The sequence below is a fragment of the uncultured Bradyrhizobium sp. genome (genome assembly GCF_936943645.1).
Classification (GTDB): Bacteria; Pseudomonadota; Alphaproteobacteria; order Rhizobiales; family Xanthobacteraceae; genus Bradyrhizobium.
Genome location: NZ_CAKZJO010000025.1, coordinates 12370 through 25206 on the forward strand (window position 1 = coordinate 12370; position 12837 = coordinate 25206).

The 12837-nt window shown below is 66.2% G+C and carries 13 protein-coding genes; 9 read left to right on the forward strand and 4 right to left on the reverse strand.

The window, feature by feature from the left end; genetic code table 11:
• Window positions 1-104 precede the first annotated feature (104 nt).
• Window positions 105-488, reverse strand: coding sequence for a carboxymuconolactone decarboxylase family protein (locus Q0743_RS03310; RefSeq protein ID WP_091891246.1), 384 nt, complete (start codon window positions 486-488; stop codon window positions 105-107).
• A 178-nt stretch (window positions 489-666) separates the two neighbouring features.
• On the opposite strand from Q0743_RS03310, the gene Q0743_RS03315 reads away from it, so the two are divergent.
• Together Q0743_RS03315 and Q0743_RS03320 are read left to right on the forward strand one after the other, a co-directional pair.
• Complete coding sequence (locus tag Q0743_RS03315) at window positions 667-2619, forward strand: TIGR02302 family protein (RefSeq protein WP_298240167.1); 1953 nt, start codon at window positions 667-669, stop codon at window positions 2617-2619.
• Window positions 2607-3749, forward strand: a complete 1143-nt coding sequence (locus tag Q0743_RS03320; protein ID WP_298240168.1) for a DUF4175 family protein — start codon at window positions 2607-2609, stop codon at window positions 3747-3749. Before Q0743_RS03315 ends, Q0743_RS03320 begins: the two co-directional genes overlap by 13 nt.
• A gap of 173 nt (window positions 3750-3922) precedes the next feature.
• Here Q0743_RS03320 and Q0743_RS03325 read toward each other — a convergent pair whose 3' ends face one another.
• Window positions 3923-4297: a response regulator gene (locus Q0743_RS03325; RefSeq protein WP_298240169.1), complete on the reverse strand. Its 375-nt coding sequence runs from the start codon at window positions 4295-4297 to the stop codon at window positions 3923-3925.
• A 44-nt stretch (window positions 4298-4341) separates the two neighbouring features.
• The gene (locus Q0743_RS03330) at window positions 4342-5220 is read right to left on the reverse strand and encodes an MJ0042-type zinc finger domain-containing protein (protein ID WP_298240170.1); all 879 of its coding nucleotides are present in this window, start codon (window positions 5218-5220) and stop codon (window positions 4342-4344) included.
• A 203-nt stretch (window positions 5221-5423) separates the two neighbouring features.
• On the opposite strand from Q0743_RS03330, the gene ftsE reads away from it, so the two are divergent.
• The 4 genes from ftsE (at window position 5424) to Q0743_RS03350 (ending at window position 8630) form a co-directional block, all read left to right on the forward strand.
• Window positions 5424-6083: a cell division ATP-binding protein FtsE gene (gene ftsE, locus Q0743_RS03335; RefSeq protein WP_063694655.1), complete on the forward strand. Its 660-nt coding sequence runs from the start codon at window positions 5424-5426 to the stop codon at window positions 6081-6083.
• Entirely contained in the window at window positions 6076-7044 is a 969-nt protein-coding gene (locus Q0743_RS03340) for an ABC transporter permease (RefSeq protein WP_298240171.1), read from the forward strand. Before ftsE ends, Q0743_RS03340 begins: the two co-directional genes overlap by 8 nt.
• Before the next feature lie 72 nt (window positions 7045-7116).
• Entirely contained in the window at window positions 7117-7821 is a 705-nt protein-coding gene (locus Q0743_RS03345) for a YdcF family protein (RefSeq protein WP_298240172.1), read from the forward strand.
• Window positions 7822-7856: 35 nt separating this feature from the next.
• Complete coding sequence (locus Q0743_RS03350) at window positions 7857-8630, forward strand: 1-acyl-sn-glycerol-3-phosphate acyltransferase (protein ID WP_298240173.1); 774 nt, start codon at window positions 7857-7859, stop codon at window positions 8628-8630.
• Here the strand turns inward: Q0743_RS03350 and Q0743_RS03355 are convergent.
• Complete coding sequence (locus tag Q0743_RS03355; protein ID WP_298240174.1) at window positions 8627-9238, reverse strand: gamma-glutamylcyclotransferase; 612 nt, start codon at window positions 9236-9238, stop codon at window positions 8627-8629. The genes Q0743_RS03350 and Q0743_RS03355 overlap by 4 nt on opposite strands.
• A gap of 110 nt (window positions 9239-9348) precedes the next feature.
• Here Q0743_RS03355 and Q0743_RS03360 point away from each other — a divergent pair, with 110 nt between their 5' ends.
• From Q0743_RS03360 to Q0743_RS03370, 3 genes are all read left to right on the forward strand, one after another.
• Window positions 9349-10533: a DUF2125 domain-containing protein gene (locus Q0743_RS03360; RefSeq protein ID WP_298240175.1), complete on the forward strand. Its 1185-nt coding sequence runs from the start codon at window positions 9349-9351 to the stop codon at window positions 10531-10533.
• Window positions 10534-10761: 228 nt separating this feature from the next.
• Window positions 10762-10989: a hypothetical protein gene (locus Q0743_RS03365; protein WP_298240176.1), complete on the forward strand. Its 228-nt coding sequence runs from the start codon at window positions 10762-10764 to the stop codon at window positions 10987-10989.
• 265 nt (window positions 10990-11254) lie between these two features.
• Window positions 11255-12820 carry a hypothetical protein gene (locus Q0743_RS03370; RefSeq protein WP_298240177.1) on the forward strand — a complete coding sequence of 522 codons (1566 nt, stop codon included), beginning with the start codon at window positions 11255-11257 and terminating at the stop codon, window positions 12818-12820.
• Window positions 12821-12837: the final 17 nt, after the last annotated feature.

The window sequence follows — 12837 nt, forward strand, 5'->3', positions numbered from 1 at the left end:
CGCGACGGTGTAGCCCCGAGTCCCCGTAACCACATCGTCCTGTGGTCATGGGTCCCGGATCAGCGCTTCGCTTGTCCGGGACGATAGCGGAGATCGGCGCGCCCTCACGCCTTGCCGTCGATTTCCGAAAACACCTCGCGCGCGATGCGGAAGCTGTCGACGGCGGCGGGCATGCCGCCATAGATCGCGACCTGCATCAGGATCTCGCGGATCTCCTCGCGGGTGACGCCGTTGGTGAGCGCGCCCTTCAGATGCGCGCGGAATTCGTGCTGGCGGTTGAGGATCGCGATCATGGCGATGTTGAGCATGCTGCGGGTCTTGCGCGGCAGCTCTTCGCGGCCCCACACCGTGCCCCAGCAATATTCGTTCAGCATCTCCTGGAACGGACGGTTGAAATCGTCGACGTTCTTCAGGGCGTTGTTGACATAGGCTTCCCCCAGCACCGCTTTGCGGACTTCCAGGCCCTTGTCGTGCATCTTCTTGTCCATGGCGTTTCCTCTGCTTTCCCTGCATTTCCCTTGGGTGACGCGCGGAAATTACGGGGTTGGGCGGGGCCAGTCACGTCCTCGTGTTATGCGGGAAAAGGGGTGTCTCCCGTACCGGAACGGATGCCTCAGTGCTGCCGTTGTGATAGGCTCCCCTCGACCGGGCAACCTGGAGAGTTGATTGAACGGCGTCACCCCCGACCCGTCAGACCCGACCCGCAACAGTGACGCTCTGTCGCGGCTGAAGCTGGCGCAGGCCCTCGACCGGGCCATTTATGCCATCGCGTGGGAGCGTGCCTGGCCGCATCTGGCGCGGCTGCTGACCGTCGTCGGGCTGTTCCTGGTGGTGTCCTGGGCCGGCCTCTGGCTGGCGCTGCCGTTCCTGGCCCGTGCCGTCGGCCTCGTCATTTTCGCCGGCATTGCGATCGCCGCCCTGCTGCCCCTGATTCGTTTCCGCTGGCCACGCCGCGAGGAGGCGCTCAGCCGGCTCGACCGTGGCTCCGGCATCCGTCACCGCCCGGCCACCACGCTGACGGACACGCTGTCCTCGCAGGATCCGGTCGCACAGGCGCTGTGGCAGGCGCAGCGCGAGCGCACGCTGGCCTCGCTCAAGCGCATCCGCGCCGGTTTGCCGCATCCGCGGCTGGCGCTGCATGATCCCTGGGCGCTGCGCGCGCTGGTCATGGTGATGCTGGTTGCGACCTTCTTCGCCGCCGGCGACGAGCGCGCGATACGGCTGGGTGCGGCCTTCGACTGGAACGGCGTGCTGGCGCCGGCCAATGTTCGCGTCGATGCCTGGGTGACCCCGCCGCTCTATACCGGCAAGCCGCCGATCATCCTGTCGGCGGCCAACAAGGAGGCCGCCGCGCTGCCGACCGCCGGGCCGCTTGCCGTTCCCGCCGGCTCGACCCTGATCGTGCGCTCCTCCGGCAGCGCTCTCGACGTCGTCGTCTCCAGCGGCCTCAAGGAGGTTGCCCCCACCGAGGCCGCGCCCAAAGGCACCAACGAGAAGCATTTCACCATCACCGCCGACGGCACCGCGCATGTCCGCGCGCCCTCCGGCCAGCCGCAATGGGCGTTTGCGGCAACCCCGGACCGTGCACCGACGATCTCGCTTGCCAAGGATCCCGAGCGCCAGGCGCGCGGCGGCCTTCAGCTATCTTACAAGATCGAGGACGATTACGGCGTGACCGGCGCGGAGGCGCAGATCGCCCTGCGCGCGGACGACGGCAAGGACGGCGCCAAGGAGTCCGACGGCAAGAATTCCGATACCAAGACCGCGGCGCGGCCGCTGTTCGAGCCGCCGAAATTCCCGCTGGTGCTGCCGAACGCGCGCACCCGCAACGGCGTCGGCCAGACGGTCAAGGACCTCAGTGAGGATCCCTATGCCGGCGCCGATGTTACGCTGACCCTCACCGCCAAGGACGAGGCCGGCAACGAGGCCAGGAGCGAGCCCTTCAACATGCGTCTGCCCGAGCGTCTGTTCACCAACTCGCTCGCGCGCGCGTTGATCGAGCAGCGCCGTATCCTCGCGCTCGACGCCAACAAGAATTCGGACGTCTACACCGCGCTCGACGCGTTGATGATCGCACCCGAATTGTTCACGCCGGATGCCGGCTGCTATCTCGGCCTCCGGAGCCTTGCGACCCAGCTCGAAGCCGCCCGCACCGACGATGCGCTGCGCAATGTAGTGGCGAGCATGTGGGCCTTCGCGACCACCATCGAGGACGACGGCGTCGCGGGCAGCGTCAACGCCGCGCTGCGCGCGGCGCAGGATGCGCTGAAGGCCGCGCTCGACCGCGGCGCCAGCGAGGACGAGCTGAGGGTGCTGACGCAGAAGCTGCGCGAGGCCATGGCCGGCAAGGTGCGCGATCTCGCCCGGCGCGCCGAGCAGAATCCGCTCGGACCGCGGCAGCCGTTCCCGGCCGAGGTGCAGCTCATCCTCGACAAGGCGATCGAGCTGCGACAGAAGACCCAGAACGCGACGGCTGAGCAGCTCGCAGATCTCGCGCAGCAGCAGGACGCGTTGCGCGAGCAGCTGCAGGCCTATCGGAAGTCGGCGAACAACCGGGCCAACAAGGCGGGGGACGACAAGACCAACCAGTTTACGCGGGACCGGAAATGCGGAAGCTAGCGCGCGTGCCAGTCTTGAAGGCGATGTCGATCGCCTGCCTCGCTCTGCTGCTCGGCGGCATCTCGCCGGCGGTTGCCCAGCTGGATCAGGATCCCGACGCGCTGCTCGACAGCGCCGAAAAGGCGATGCAGGAGTCCGGCGACAGCCTCAGGCAGAAGGAATCCGGCAAGAGCCTCGGCAACCAGTCCGACGCCATCCAGAAGCTCGAGGAATACAAGCGGGCGACGGAACGAAGTCAGTCCTCCAGCCGCGACCGCAACGTCATCACCCAGCGCGATCTCGACGACTTGCTGAAGCAGATCGAGAAAGCCGCGCGCGAAGGCAATAAGGAGGCGGCCCAGCGCTTGCTGGAGCAGCTCGCGCAGATCATGGAAAATCTCCAGATGGCGCAGCCCGGGCAATCCGGCGAGAGCGAGATGGAGCAGGCGCTGAACGAGCTCAGCGACATGATCCGCAAGCAGCAGCAATTGCGCGACAAGACCTTCAAGCAGGGCCAGGACTCCCGGCGTGACCGCTCGCGCGGCAAGCAGGGCGACCAGTCGATGTCGGACCTGCAGCAGGATCAGCAGTCGCTGCGCGACCGGCTGAAGAAGCTGCAGGACGAGCTCGCCAAGCGCGGCCTCGCACAGAAGGGACAAAAGGGCCAGAAGGGGCAGCAGGGTCAGAAGGGCCAGCAGGGCGACCCGGGCCAGAGCGGCGATCAGGACGGCGACCAAGGCGATGACGACGGCAGCCTCGACGCGGCCGATGGCGCTATGGGCGATGCCGGCTCGAAGCTCGGCGAAGGCAATGCCGACGGCGCCGTGGACTCGCAGGGCAAGGCCCTCGATGCCATGCGTAAGGGCGCGCAGAAGATGGCCGAGGCGATGCAGCAGGGCGATGGCGACGGGCAGGGCGATGGTCCCGGCAATCGCGCCGGCCGTCAGCAGAGCGGCGGCAATCAGACCGATCCGCTGGGCCGTCCGCTTCACGGCCGCGATCTCAGCGACGATTACTCCGTCAAGATTCCCGGCGAGATCGACGCCCAGCGCGTCCGCCGCATCCTCGAAGAGCTCCGCCGCCGCCTCGGCGACAGCTCGCGCCCGCAGATCGAGCTCGATTACATCGAGCGGCTGCTGAAGGATTTTTGAGCGTCACGCACGGTGTCATCGCCCGGCCAGTGCGCAATTGCGCACTAGGACCGGGCGATCCAGTATTCCAGAAGCCGGCGTTGAAGTGCTTGCTCCTGCCACATCCGCCGCGGCGTACTGGATTCCACGCCTTCGCGGGGAATGACAGCGGTATGTGTGGCTGACGTCGCCCGCTAAGCCTTCTTCGCCGCCAGCGCGTCCGCCACGGCGGTGCGGATGTCGGCGACCGAGAACGGCTTCGTCACGACGTCGTGCACCAGCGCATTGAGGTTCGAGGCACGCTCGCGCTGGTCGGCGAAGCCGGTCATCAAGAGGATGGTCAGGTCGGGGAAATCGCGCGCGGCGGAGAGCGCGAGCGCGATGCCGTCCATGACAGGCATCTGGATGTCGGTGAGCAGCAGGTCGAAGGCGCCGTCCTCGCGGGTCAGGATCTCCAGCGCTTCGGCGCCGTCTTGCGCGGTGACGGTCTGGTGGCCGTCCATGGCGATGGCGCGCGCCACCAGCTGGCGCATCGAATCCTCGTCGTCGGCGATCAGGATTTTCGGCATCAGATCAACCCTTGGGACGAACCTTCCCGGACCCTGCAAGCTGATTATACGCTGCCGCCGGCAATGTCGCGCCGGTTGAAGAAGCGAACGTCGATATTGCGGCCCTCCGGCGGCGGCGAGGCGAGACGGGAGCGGAAGAAGGCGCGCTCGCCGGGCCGCAGCACGGTCTGCTCCAGCACCGAGTTCCAGGCGTAGATCTCCGCGCCTTGCGCGTCGCGCACGGCGAAACGCAGCCGCGGGATGTCGAGCGGCTTCTTGCCTTCGCCGACGATCACGCCCTCGATCACCAGCACCTGCTTACCGTCGACGGTCTCGCTGGACAGCTTGACGTCCTTGAAGGCGAGGCCCCGCAGGTTCACCTCAAGCCCGACCATCTTGTAGAACGCCGCCGTCTGCGGCAGCAGCCGCACCATGTCGCCGCGCCAGATCACCAGCGCCAGCACCAGCGCGCCCATGGCGGCGCAGGCGGTCGGCAGGCCGAAATAGGACTTTTTGGGGGGCGTAGCGGCGACCGGCCGGCTGACCCGTGCGCCGCGACGGCTGAACAGGCCGCGGAACCAGGACTGGTGCTGGGCGCCGACGACCTCCTCCTCGGCCGCCCGGGCCGCTGCTGACCATTCGTCCTCGGTCTCCTTGGCCTCTTCATCGGGCCAGTCGCTGGCGATCGAGGGGCTGTCGACGACGGGCGCATCAGTGGCGCTCTCATCCTTGGCATAGGAGTTCCACTGCTCGGCGAGATCGGACTGGTCGTCGGCCTGGCTGGCGGCCGCCATGGCCGGGACGGACGCCTCCTCGATGGCATCCTCGGCATGGGCGATCCAGGTTTCCTTGCAACGGGAACAGCGGACCGCCCGCCCGTTCGCCCCAAGGCTCGCAAGCTTGATGGCGTAGGATGTCATACAATGGGGGCAGACGATATGCATGGACGAGCCTTGATGCATGAACCGGGACTTGAACGAGGTCTTGACCATGACCCGCCGGGAAGGACGGGACGGCCAGGATGCTGCCAAATATGCTACAGGCCGACCGTTAACGAACCGGAAACCATAACGGCGGCAAAACCCGTTGATCGCGCATGGCGGAGCGCAAGCGTGCGACCCGCGCCCCCTCTCGAACGGAGCTGAACTTGGTTCGGTTCGAAAATGTCGGATTGCGTTACGGTCTGGGGCCGGAGATCCTGCGCGACCTCAGCTTCCAGATCCCGGCGCATTCGTTCCAGTTCCTCACCGGCCCGTCGGGTGCCGGAAAAACCTCGCTGCTGCGCCTGTTGTTCCTGTCGCACCGGCCGACGCGGGGCCTCGTCAATCTGTTCGGCCACGACATCTCGCAACTCGGCAAGGACGAGATCGCCGATTTGCGCAAGCGCATCGGCATCGTGCTCCAGGACTTCCGCCTGCTCGACCATATGACGACCTATGAGAACGTCGCGCTGCCGTTCCGCGTCATGGGGCGCAGCGAGTCGAGCTATCGCAAGGAGGTGATCGATCTGCTGCGCTGGGTCGGGCTTGGCGAGCGCATGGACGCGCTGCCGCCGATCCTGTCGGGCGGCGAGAAGCAGCGCGCCGCGATCGCGCGCGCCGTGATCTCGCGGCCGCAACTGCTGCTCGCGGACGAGCCGACCGGCAGCGTCGATCCGACGCTCGGACGCCGCCTGCTGCGGCTCTTCATCGAGCTCAACAAATCCGGCACCGCCGTCATCATCGCGACCCACGACATCGGCCTGATGGACCAGTACGAGGCACGGCGGCTGGTGCTGCACCAGGGACGGCTGCACGTCTATGAATAGGACCGACGAGCGCGGCGTGCTGGTCGATCTCGGACAAGAGCGTCCGCAGCTTCCGGCCAAGGCGCGCAACATGTCGCCGATCGTGCCGCGCGCATCGATCCACGGCCGCGCGCTGGTCGCCGTCGTCGCCATCATGACCTTCCTGGCGTCGATGACCACCGGCACGGTGCTCCTGGTCAGTGCCTCGGCCGCGGAATGGCAGTCGGACGTCGCGAGCGAAATCACCATTCAGGTCCGCCCGCAAACGGGGCGCGATCTCGACCGCGATACCGCGGCCGTGACCGAGGCGATGCGCGCCCAGGCCGGAATCGTCGAGGTCAAGCCGTTCAGCAGGGAGGAGAGCGGCAAGCTGCTCGAGCCCTGGCTCGGCACCGGCCTGTCGATGGACGATCTGCCGGTGCCGCGCATGATCATCGCGCGCGTGCAGCCCGGCACGCCGCTCGATCTCGTCGCCTTGCGCGCACGGGTGACCGAGGTCGCACCAAGCGCCAGCGTCGATGATCACCGCGCCTGGATCGAGCGGATGCGCTCGATGACCAGCGCCACCGTGCTTGCCGGCCTCGGCATCCTTGCGCTCGTCATCGTCGCCACCATCATCTCGGTGTCGTTCGCGACCCGCGGCGCCATGGCGGCGAACCGTCCGATCGTGGAGGTGCTGCATTTCGTCGGTGCCGGCGACCGCTACATCGCCAATCACTTCCTGCGGCATTTCCTTCGGCTGGGCCTGGAGGGCGGCGTGATCGGCGGCGGCGTCGCCATGCTGGTGTTCGGCTTCTCCGAGTCGATCGCCGGCTGGTTCTCCGGCACCCCCGTCGGAGACCAGTTCGCCGCGCTGCTCGGCACCTTCTCACTGCGGCCATCCGGCTACATCGTGCTTGCGGTCCAGGCCGTGCTGATCGGCGCGATCACCGCAGTGGCCTCGCGCCAGACGCTGTTTGCGACGTTGAATGACGTCGACTAGGCCTGATAAACCGGACTCCACTTCGCCTCAAAACGTCATAAAATCGCTTAGGGAAGGGATGACCGACATCACATGACCTCGCCGACCGACGATCGATCGCCGAAACTGCCGCGCGGCTGGCTGCGCGCGACAATCGTGTCGACGATTGCGCTCGCCTTCGTCGGCGCTGCGGCGGGCTTCGTCGCGTTCCTGTCGCAATTGCGCGGCGCGGAGATCGCGCCAGGCCGCAAGGCCGACGGCATCGTGGTGCTGACCGGCGGCTCCTCGCGCGTGTCGGACGCGATGGAGCTGCTTGCGGCCGGCTACGGCAAACGGCTGTTGATTTCCGGGGTGCATCCGACGTCGACGGCGAACGACATCTCCCGGACGTTGCCGGAGAACCAGTCCTTCATGACCTGTTGCGTCGATCTCGATCGCACCGCGCTCTCGACCCGCGGCAACGCGGCGGAGGCGCGGCGCTGGGCCGAGGGCCGCCGGTTCAAGTCGCTGATCGTGGTCACCTCGAATTACCACATGCCGCGCGCGCTGGTGGAATTCTCGCATGCGATGCCGCAGACGACGCTGATCCCGTTCGCGGTGGTCGGCGACAAATGGCGCGAGGAGCCGTGGTGGACCTCGGCCTCCACCCTGCGGCTCCTGTTGTCGGAATATGTCAAGTACATCGCGGCCGAGCTCAGGGTGCGACTGGAGGATTTCGGGATTGACCTTTCGCCCGAGATGTCGGAGCAGCCTGCAGGTCAGCAGCCGAGGCGGCCCGCCACCGCCCAGGCCAACTAACAGGCCAATTGATCGGCAAACCAATCGGATCGTCGATGTTCCCAGTTTTCCTGCGCTCGCTCGTGTTCAACGTGCTGTTCTACGCCGTGCTGGTGGGCCTCGCGATCGTGGCGCTGCCGACCTTCGCATTGCCGCCGCGCGCGATGCTGACGGTCGCGGAATGGTGGGCCAAGGCGACGCTGGTCCTGATGCGCGTGGTCTGCAACATCAAGGTGGAATTCCGCGGCGTCGAGAACATCCCGACCGGACCATTGGTGATTGTCGCAAAACACCAGTCGTTCTGGGAGACGTTCGTGCTGCCGGGCTTCTTCAACCGCCCGATATTCATCCTCAAGCGCCAGCTGATGCAGATCCCGGTGTTCGGTCAGTTCCTGGTCAAGACCGGGATGATCGCGATCGATCGCAATGCCGGCGTGAAGGCTTTGCTCGACATGACGCGGCGGGCGCGCGAGGCGGTCCGCAGCGGCAAGCAGCTCGTCATCTTCCCGGAAGGCACGCGCCGCGCGCCGGGCGCTCCGCCCGACTACAAGACCGGCTTTGCGCAGATCTATTCGTCCTGTGGCGTGCCTTGCCTGCCGATTGCGCTCAACTCCGGCCTGTTCTGGCCGCGCCGCACCTTCATGCGTTATCCCGGCACGCTGGTGGTCGAGTTCCTCCCGCCGTTGCCGCCGGGCCTGCCGAAGGACGAGTTTCTCTCCCGCGTGCAGACGGCGATCGAAGAGGCGACCGGCCGTCTCGTCGAAGCCGGCCGCAAGGAGCAGGAGCAGTTGATCGGCTCGGCGCCCAGCTATGCCCCGACGGGCGGTTAGCGGTTTTCGCGGTCTTCGACGGGCGGCGGCGCGTGCAGGGAATGCCCATCACTATGCAGCATGGTCGCAAGCTGATGCAACTGCGTGTCGCGAAAGCCTTCGGCTTCGATTGCCTTCACCGTCGCGGTGACGTAGTCGCGGTTGGCGCCCGACTGGCCGTGGCCCTGGACGACATGGCGGTGCTGCTCGGCGAGCGAGAGCCGGCCGGCATATTGCACATGGCCGCGGTCGACGACATAGGCGAGCGCGGAGACGCGCGCCCGCGCATCGTTCTCCAGCCAGACCGAGCGCATCACCTCGCGATAGACCGAGGTGACCTGCTCGCGCGCGCGCAGGTACGCGACGACGTCTGCGCGGTTCTTCTCGGCAACGCGGAAGGCGATGCCCCGGCAGGCGCCGCCGCGGTCGAGCCCAAGCACCAGGCCCGGCTTTTCCGGCGTGCCGCGATGCACGAAGGAATAGACGCAGAGTGCGCGGTGCTCGCCGACCAGCCGCGCCGGGACGCGCTCCTCGAACGCGAAACCCGGCCGCCACATCAGCGAGCCGTAGCCGAACACCCAGAGGTCGCCCTTGGCGGTGGTGACGGAGGGAAGGGTAATTTCCGACATTTCGGGCACGGCTACCAGAATGGGGGCCTCAAGCGAAGCGAATTCTCCGCCTTTCGTCGCAGGCCCGGCTCGCTTACATTTGCCAAAATCTGGGGTCAAAGGGTCACCGCATGTCCAATATGACCGTTGCCGCAGGCCGTCGCTCCCGTTGGGGCCTTTTCATCGCACCCGTTTTCGTTCTGGTCCTCGCCATCGCGTGGAGCTGCTTCTGGTTCTATGCGGCCTCGCAGGCCGAAGTGGCCGCAGACGCCTGGCGGGCGCAGGAGGCCAAGTCCGGCCGCATCTATGATTGCGCCAAGCGCTCGATTGCCGGCTTCCCGTTCCGCTTCGAAGTCCAGTGCTCCGGCGCTAGCGTCGCCCTGGTCTCGCAGAATGCGAGCAAGACGCCATTCACGGCCAAGCTCGACAACATCCTGGTCGTTGCCCAGGTGTACGATCCCAAGCTCGTCATCGCGGAATTCTCCGCACCCGCGACGCTGATCGACGGCGTCACGCAAAACACCTTCGTGGTGAACTGGAGCAAGGGCCGCAGCAGCGTGGTTGGCCTGCCGGCCGTGCCGGACCGCGCCTCCATCGTGTTCGACGATCCCGCCATCAACAGGCTCGACGGCAGCATGCAGGTGCCGCTCGCGCGGGCCAAGCAGATCGAGCTGCACGGTCGTCTCGCGGAGGGATCGTCGGCCGATCATCCCGTGATCGAAACCGTTGCCCACGTCGCTCAGGGCAGCATCCAGGGCGTTCATCCCTTACTCGCCGAGCCGTTCGAGGCCGATACGCGCGCCAAGATCACCGGCCTGTCGGATCTCACGCCAAAACCCTGGCCGCAGCGCTTCCGCGAAATCCAGGCCGCTGGCGGTCATATCGAGATCGTGCAGTCGCGGATCCAGCAAGGCGAGATGATCGCGGTTGCGGCCGGCACGCTCGGCCTCTCCGCCAACGGCCGCCTCGACGGCGAGTTGCAGATGACGGTGACGGGCCTCGAGCGCGTGATCCCGGCGCTCGGCATCGAGAAGATGCTGGAGGAGGGCGTGCCGCAGGCAACGCTCGATCGCGTCGCCCCCGGCGTGAAGTCGCAGGACCTCACCAATCTGTTCGGTGCGCTCGACCGCGCCGTGCCCGGCCTCGGCAAGGTCATCAAGCAGAACGCCAATGCCGGGCTTGCCGCCGGCATCAACTCGATCGGCACCGAGAGCACGCTGGAAGGCAAGAAGGCGCGCAGCTTCCCGCTGAAGTTCGTCGACGGCGCCGTGCTGCTCGGCCCGGTCAAGGTCGGCCAGATCCCGCCGCTGTACTGATGGAAGTGCCGTAGCCCGGATGGAGCGAAGTGCAATCCGGGACGGCGTTCGTTGTAACTAAGATCGAACTCCCGGATTACGCTGCGATCCATCCGGGCTCCACGCCTCGTCGTCACGACCCCTTCCCCGGATCGTGATGGCCCAGGCGGGAATGCGTCTCCGCGAGCGCCGCTCTCTCTCCATGTCGGCCGCACGATGATGCGTGCCGCCCAGGCAGGAGAGACCACCATGACCAAGTCCAAGCTGTTCGTTGCCGCCGTCGCCATCTCGGTTGCGTCCGCGACGCCGGCGCTTGCGCAGTGGCAGTGGCAAATGCAGGAGCCGGCTGCCTACGCCTCGATGTATCCGAATGGCGATCGCAGCCTCGCAAGTCCCTCGACGCGGGACACGATGGCGTTCGTTCCCTCACCGAAATCACCGCGTCCCACGGTGATGCGCGCGACCAAGGGCAAATAACCGCCGTCCATCGCTTGCCCGTCGCGTGAGCGGACCCGGCCATGCCCCGGCCGGGCCCAATGCGCACAATCCCGGACGATAGCGACGCGATCGGCCAGGCCGCGCAAATATTCCGAACGAGATCGTCAGGAAAACGTGATGCAGAAGATGCGCTTCGCCGCGAATAACCGCAGCGGGCTTTCAATCATCCCACACCAGGGAAGCACGCAGCTGCCGGAAACGGCACGCGGAAACCAACCTGCTTCCCAACAGGAGGGAGGTTCAAGTGCGGATCATCACATGCGGACTGATGCTGGGCATCGTCGCTGCCTGTTCGGGCGCGGCGCGTGCCGACGACAATGTCGCAACCGAAATCCAGTCGCTGAAAGCCAAGCTGAAAGAACTGCAGCAGCGGGTGGACCGGGAGGCGCGCAAGACGCGCCAGGTTGAAGCGCAGGCGAAGGGAGCTCCGATGCCCGCGACCTACAGGGCGCTCGCCGAACCATGTGCGGCCGGCAAGGTCTGCTACAAGGGCATTACGCTGACATTCGGCGGCTGGGTCGATCTCACCGGCATCTACCGCTCGCGCAATCTCGCCTCCGACACCGGCTCGGTCTACAACTTCATCCCTTATCAGCAGAGCCGCAACTTCAACATTCCGGAAACGCGCTTCTCCGCGCGGCAGAGCCGGTTCTCGGTGCTCGCCGAGGGCAATGCCGGTGCGGACACGCATCTTGCCGGCTACGGCGAGATCGACTTCGAGGGCGCGGCGCAGACGGCGAGCTCGGTTGCAACCAACTCGTTCAACCCGCGCATGCGACAGCTCAGCCTCGAGGTCGATCGCAGCGATCTCGGGCTTCACTTTCTCGCCGGACAATCATGGTCGCTGAACGCGCCGAGCAAGTCGGGTATTGATCCGCGCGGCGTCGATGCGCCCGGCGTGATCGACTTCGAATCCGTTCCGGGATTTTTGGCGGCGCGCCAGCCGGGCTTGCGCGTCTGGCAGGACTTCGGACCCGAGTTCAAGCTGGCTGCATCGGTCGAGAACGCCCAGACCGCGATCTTCGGCGGTAACGTGCCGGCCGTCGGCACGCCCGCAGTCGGCCCGCAAGGCGTGCTCAATCCGAACCTCCAGGTCAATCTGACCGGGCCGGGCGGCAGTTTCTTCAACAGCCTCAACAATGTCAGCCTGAACCAGGTGCCTGACGTCACGGTGAAAGCGGCATGGGATCCGCGGCTCGGCCCTTACAAGCTGCATGTCGAGGCCTGGGCGCTCTATCGCCAGCTGTTCGATCGCTTCAACGATGCCAATCACACCTATGACACCGGGAGCTTTGGTGGCCACGTCTATGCCGAGCTGATTCCGAAGACGCTCGATCTGCAGCTCTATGGCTCGCACGGCGTGCTCGGACGCTTCACGGCAACCCCGTTCCCCGACGCCGCGGTGGCGCAGGACGGGACGCTGCTGCCGCTGACCATCACGGCGGCTACCGTCGGCCTGATCTGGCACGCGACGCCGAGCCTCGATGTCTACAGCTACGCGGGTCTGGAGAAGGCCAAGGCGAATTTCGCCAATGTCGGCACGGTGCCGTTCGGCTACGGCAATCCGCTCTACAACAACACCGGCTGCGGCATCGAGAATTCGCCTGCCGCGAGTTGCAACGGTAACACCAGGGAGGTTCGTCAGATCACCGCCGGGATCTACGACACCATCTACCAGGGCAATTACGGCACGCTCAAAGCCGGCGTGCAGTATTCCTACACGCAGCGGTTTGCATTCGCAGGTGTCGGCGGTGCGCCGAGGACGGATGACAACGTCGTTATGACGCAGATTCGCTATTATCCGTTTTGACGCGAACGGCCGTCGGC

Coding starts and splice junctions, on each gene's coding strand:
- Q0743_RS03310 (WP_091891246.1), bottom strand. CDS start 488: ATGGACAAGAAGATGCACGACAAGGGCCTGGAAGTCCGCAAAGCGGTG.
- Q0743_RS03320 (WP_298240168.1), top strand. CDS start 2,607: ATGCGGAAGCTAGCGCGCGTGCCAGTCTTGAAGGCGATGTCGATCGCC.
- Q0743_RS03325 (WP_298240169.1), bottom strand. CDS start 4,297: ATGCCGAAAATCCTGATCGCCGACGACGAGGATTCGATGCGCCAGCTG.
- Q0743_RS03330 (WP_298240170.1), bottom strand. CDS start 5,220: ATGCATATCGTCTGCCCCCATTGTATGACATCCTACGCCATCAAGCTT.
- Q0743_RS03340 (WP_298240171.1), top strand. CDS start 6,076: ATGAATAGGACCGACGAGCGCGGCGTGCTGGTCGATCTCGGACAAGAG.
- Q0743_RS03345 (WP_298240172.1), top strand. CDS start 7,117: ATGACCTCGCCGACCGACGATCGATCGCCGAAACTGCCGCGCGGCTGG.
- Q0743_RS03350 (WP_298240173.1), top strand. CDS start 7,857: ATGTTCCCAGTTTTCCTGCGCTCGCTCGTGTTCAACGTGCTGTTCTAC.
- Q0743_RS03355 (WP_298240174.1), bottom strand. CDS start 9,238: ATGTCGGAAATTACCCTTCCCTCCGTCACCACCGCCAAGGGCGACCTC.
- Q0743_RS03360 (WP_298240175.1), top strand. CDS start 9,349: ATGTCCAATATGACCGTTGCCGCAGGCCGTCGCTCCCGTTGGGGCCTT.
- Q0743_RS03365 (WP_298240176.1), top strand. CDS start 10,762: ATGACCAAGTCCAAGCTGTTCGTTGCCGCCGTCGCCATCTCGGTTGCG.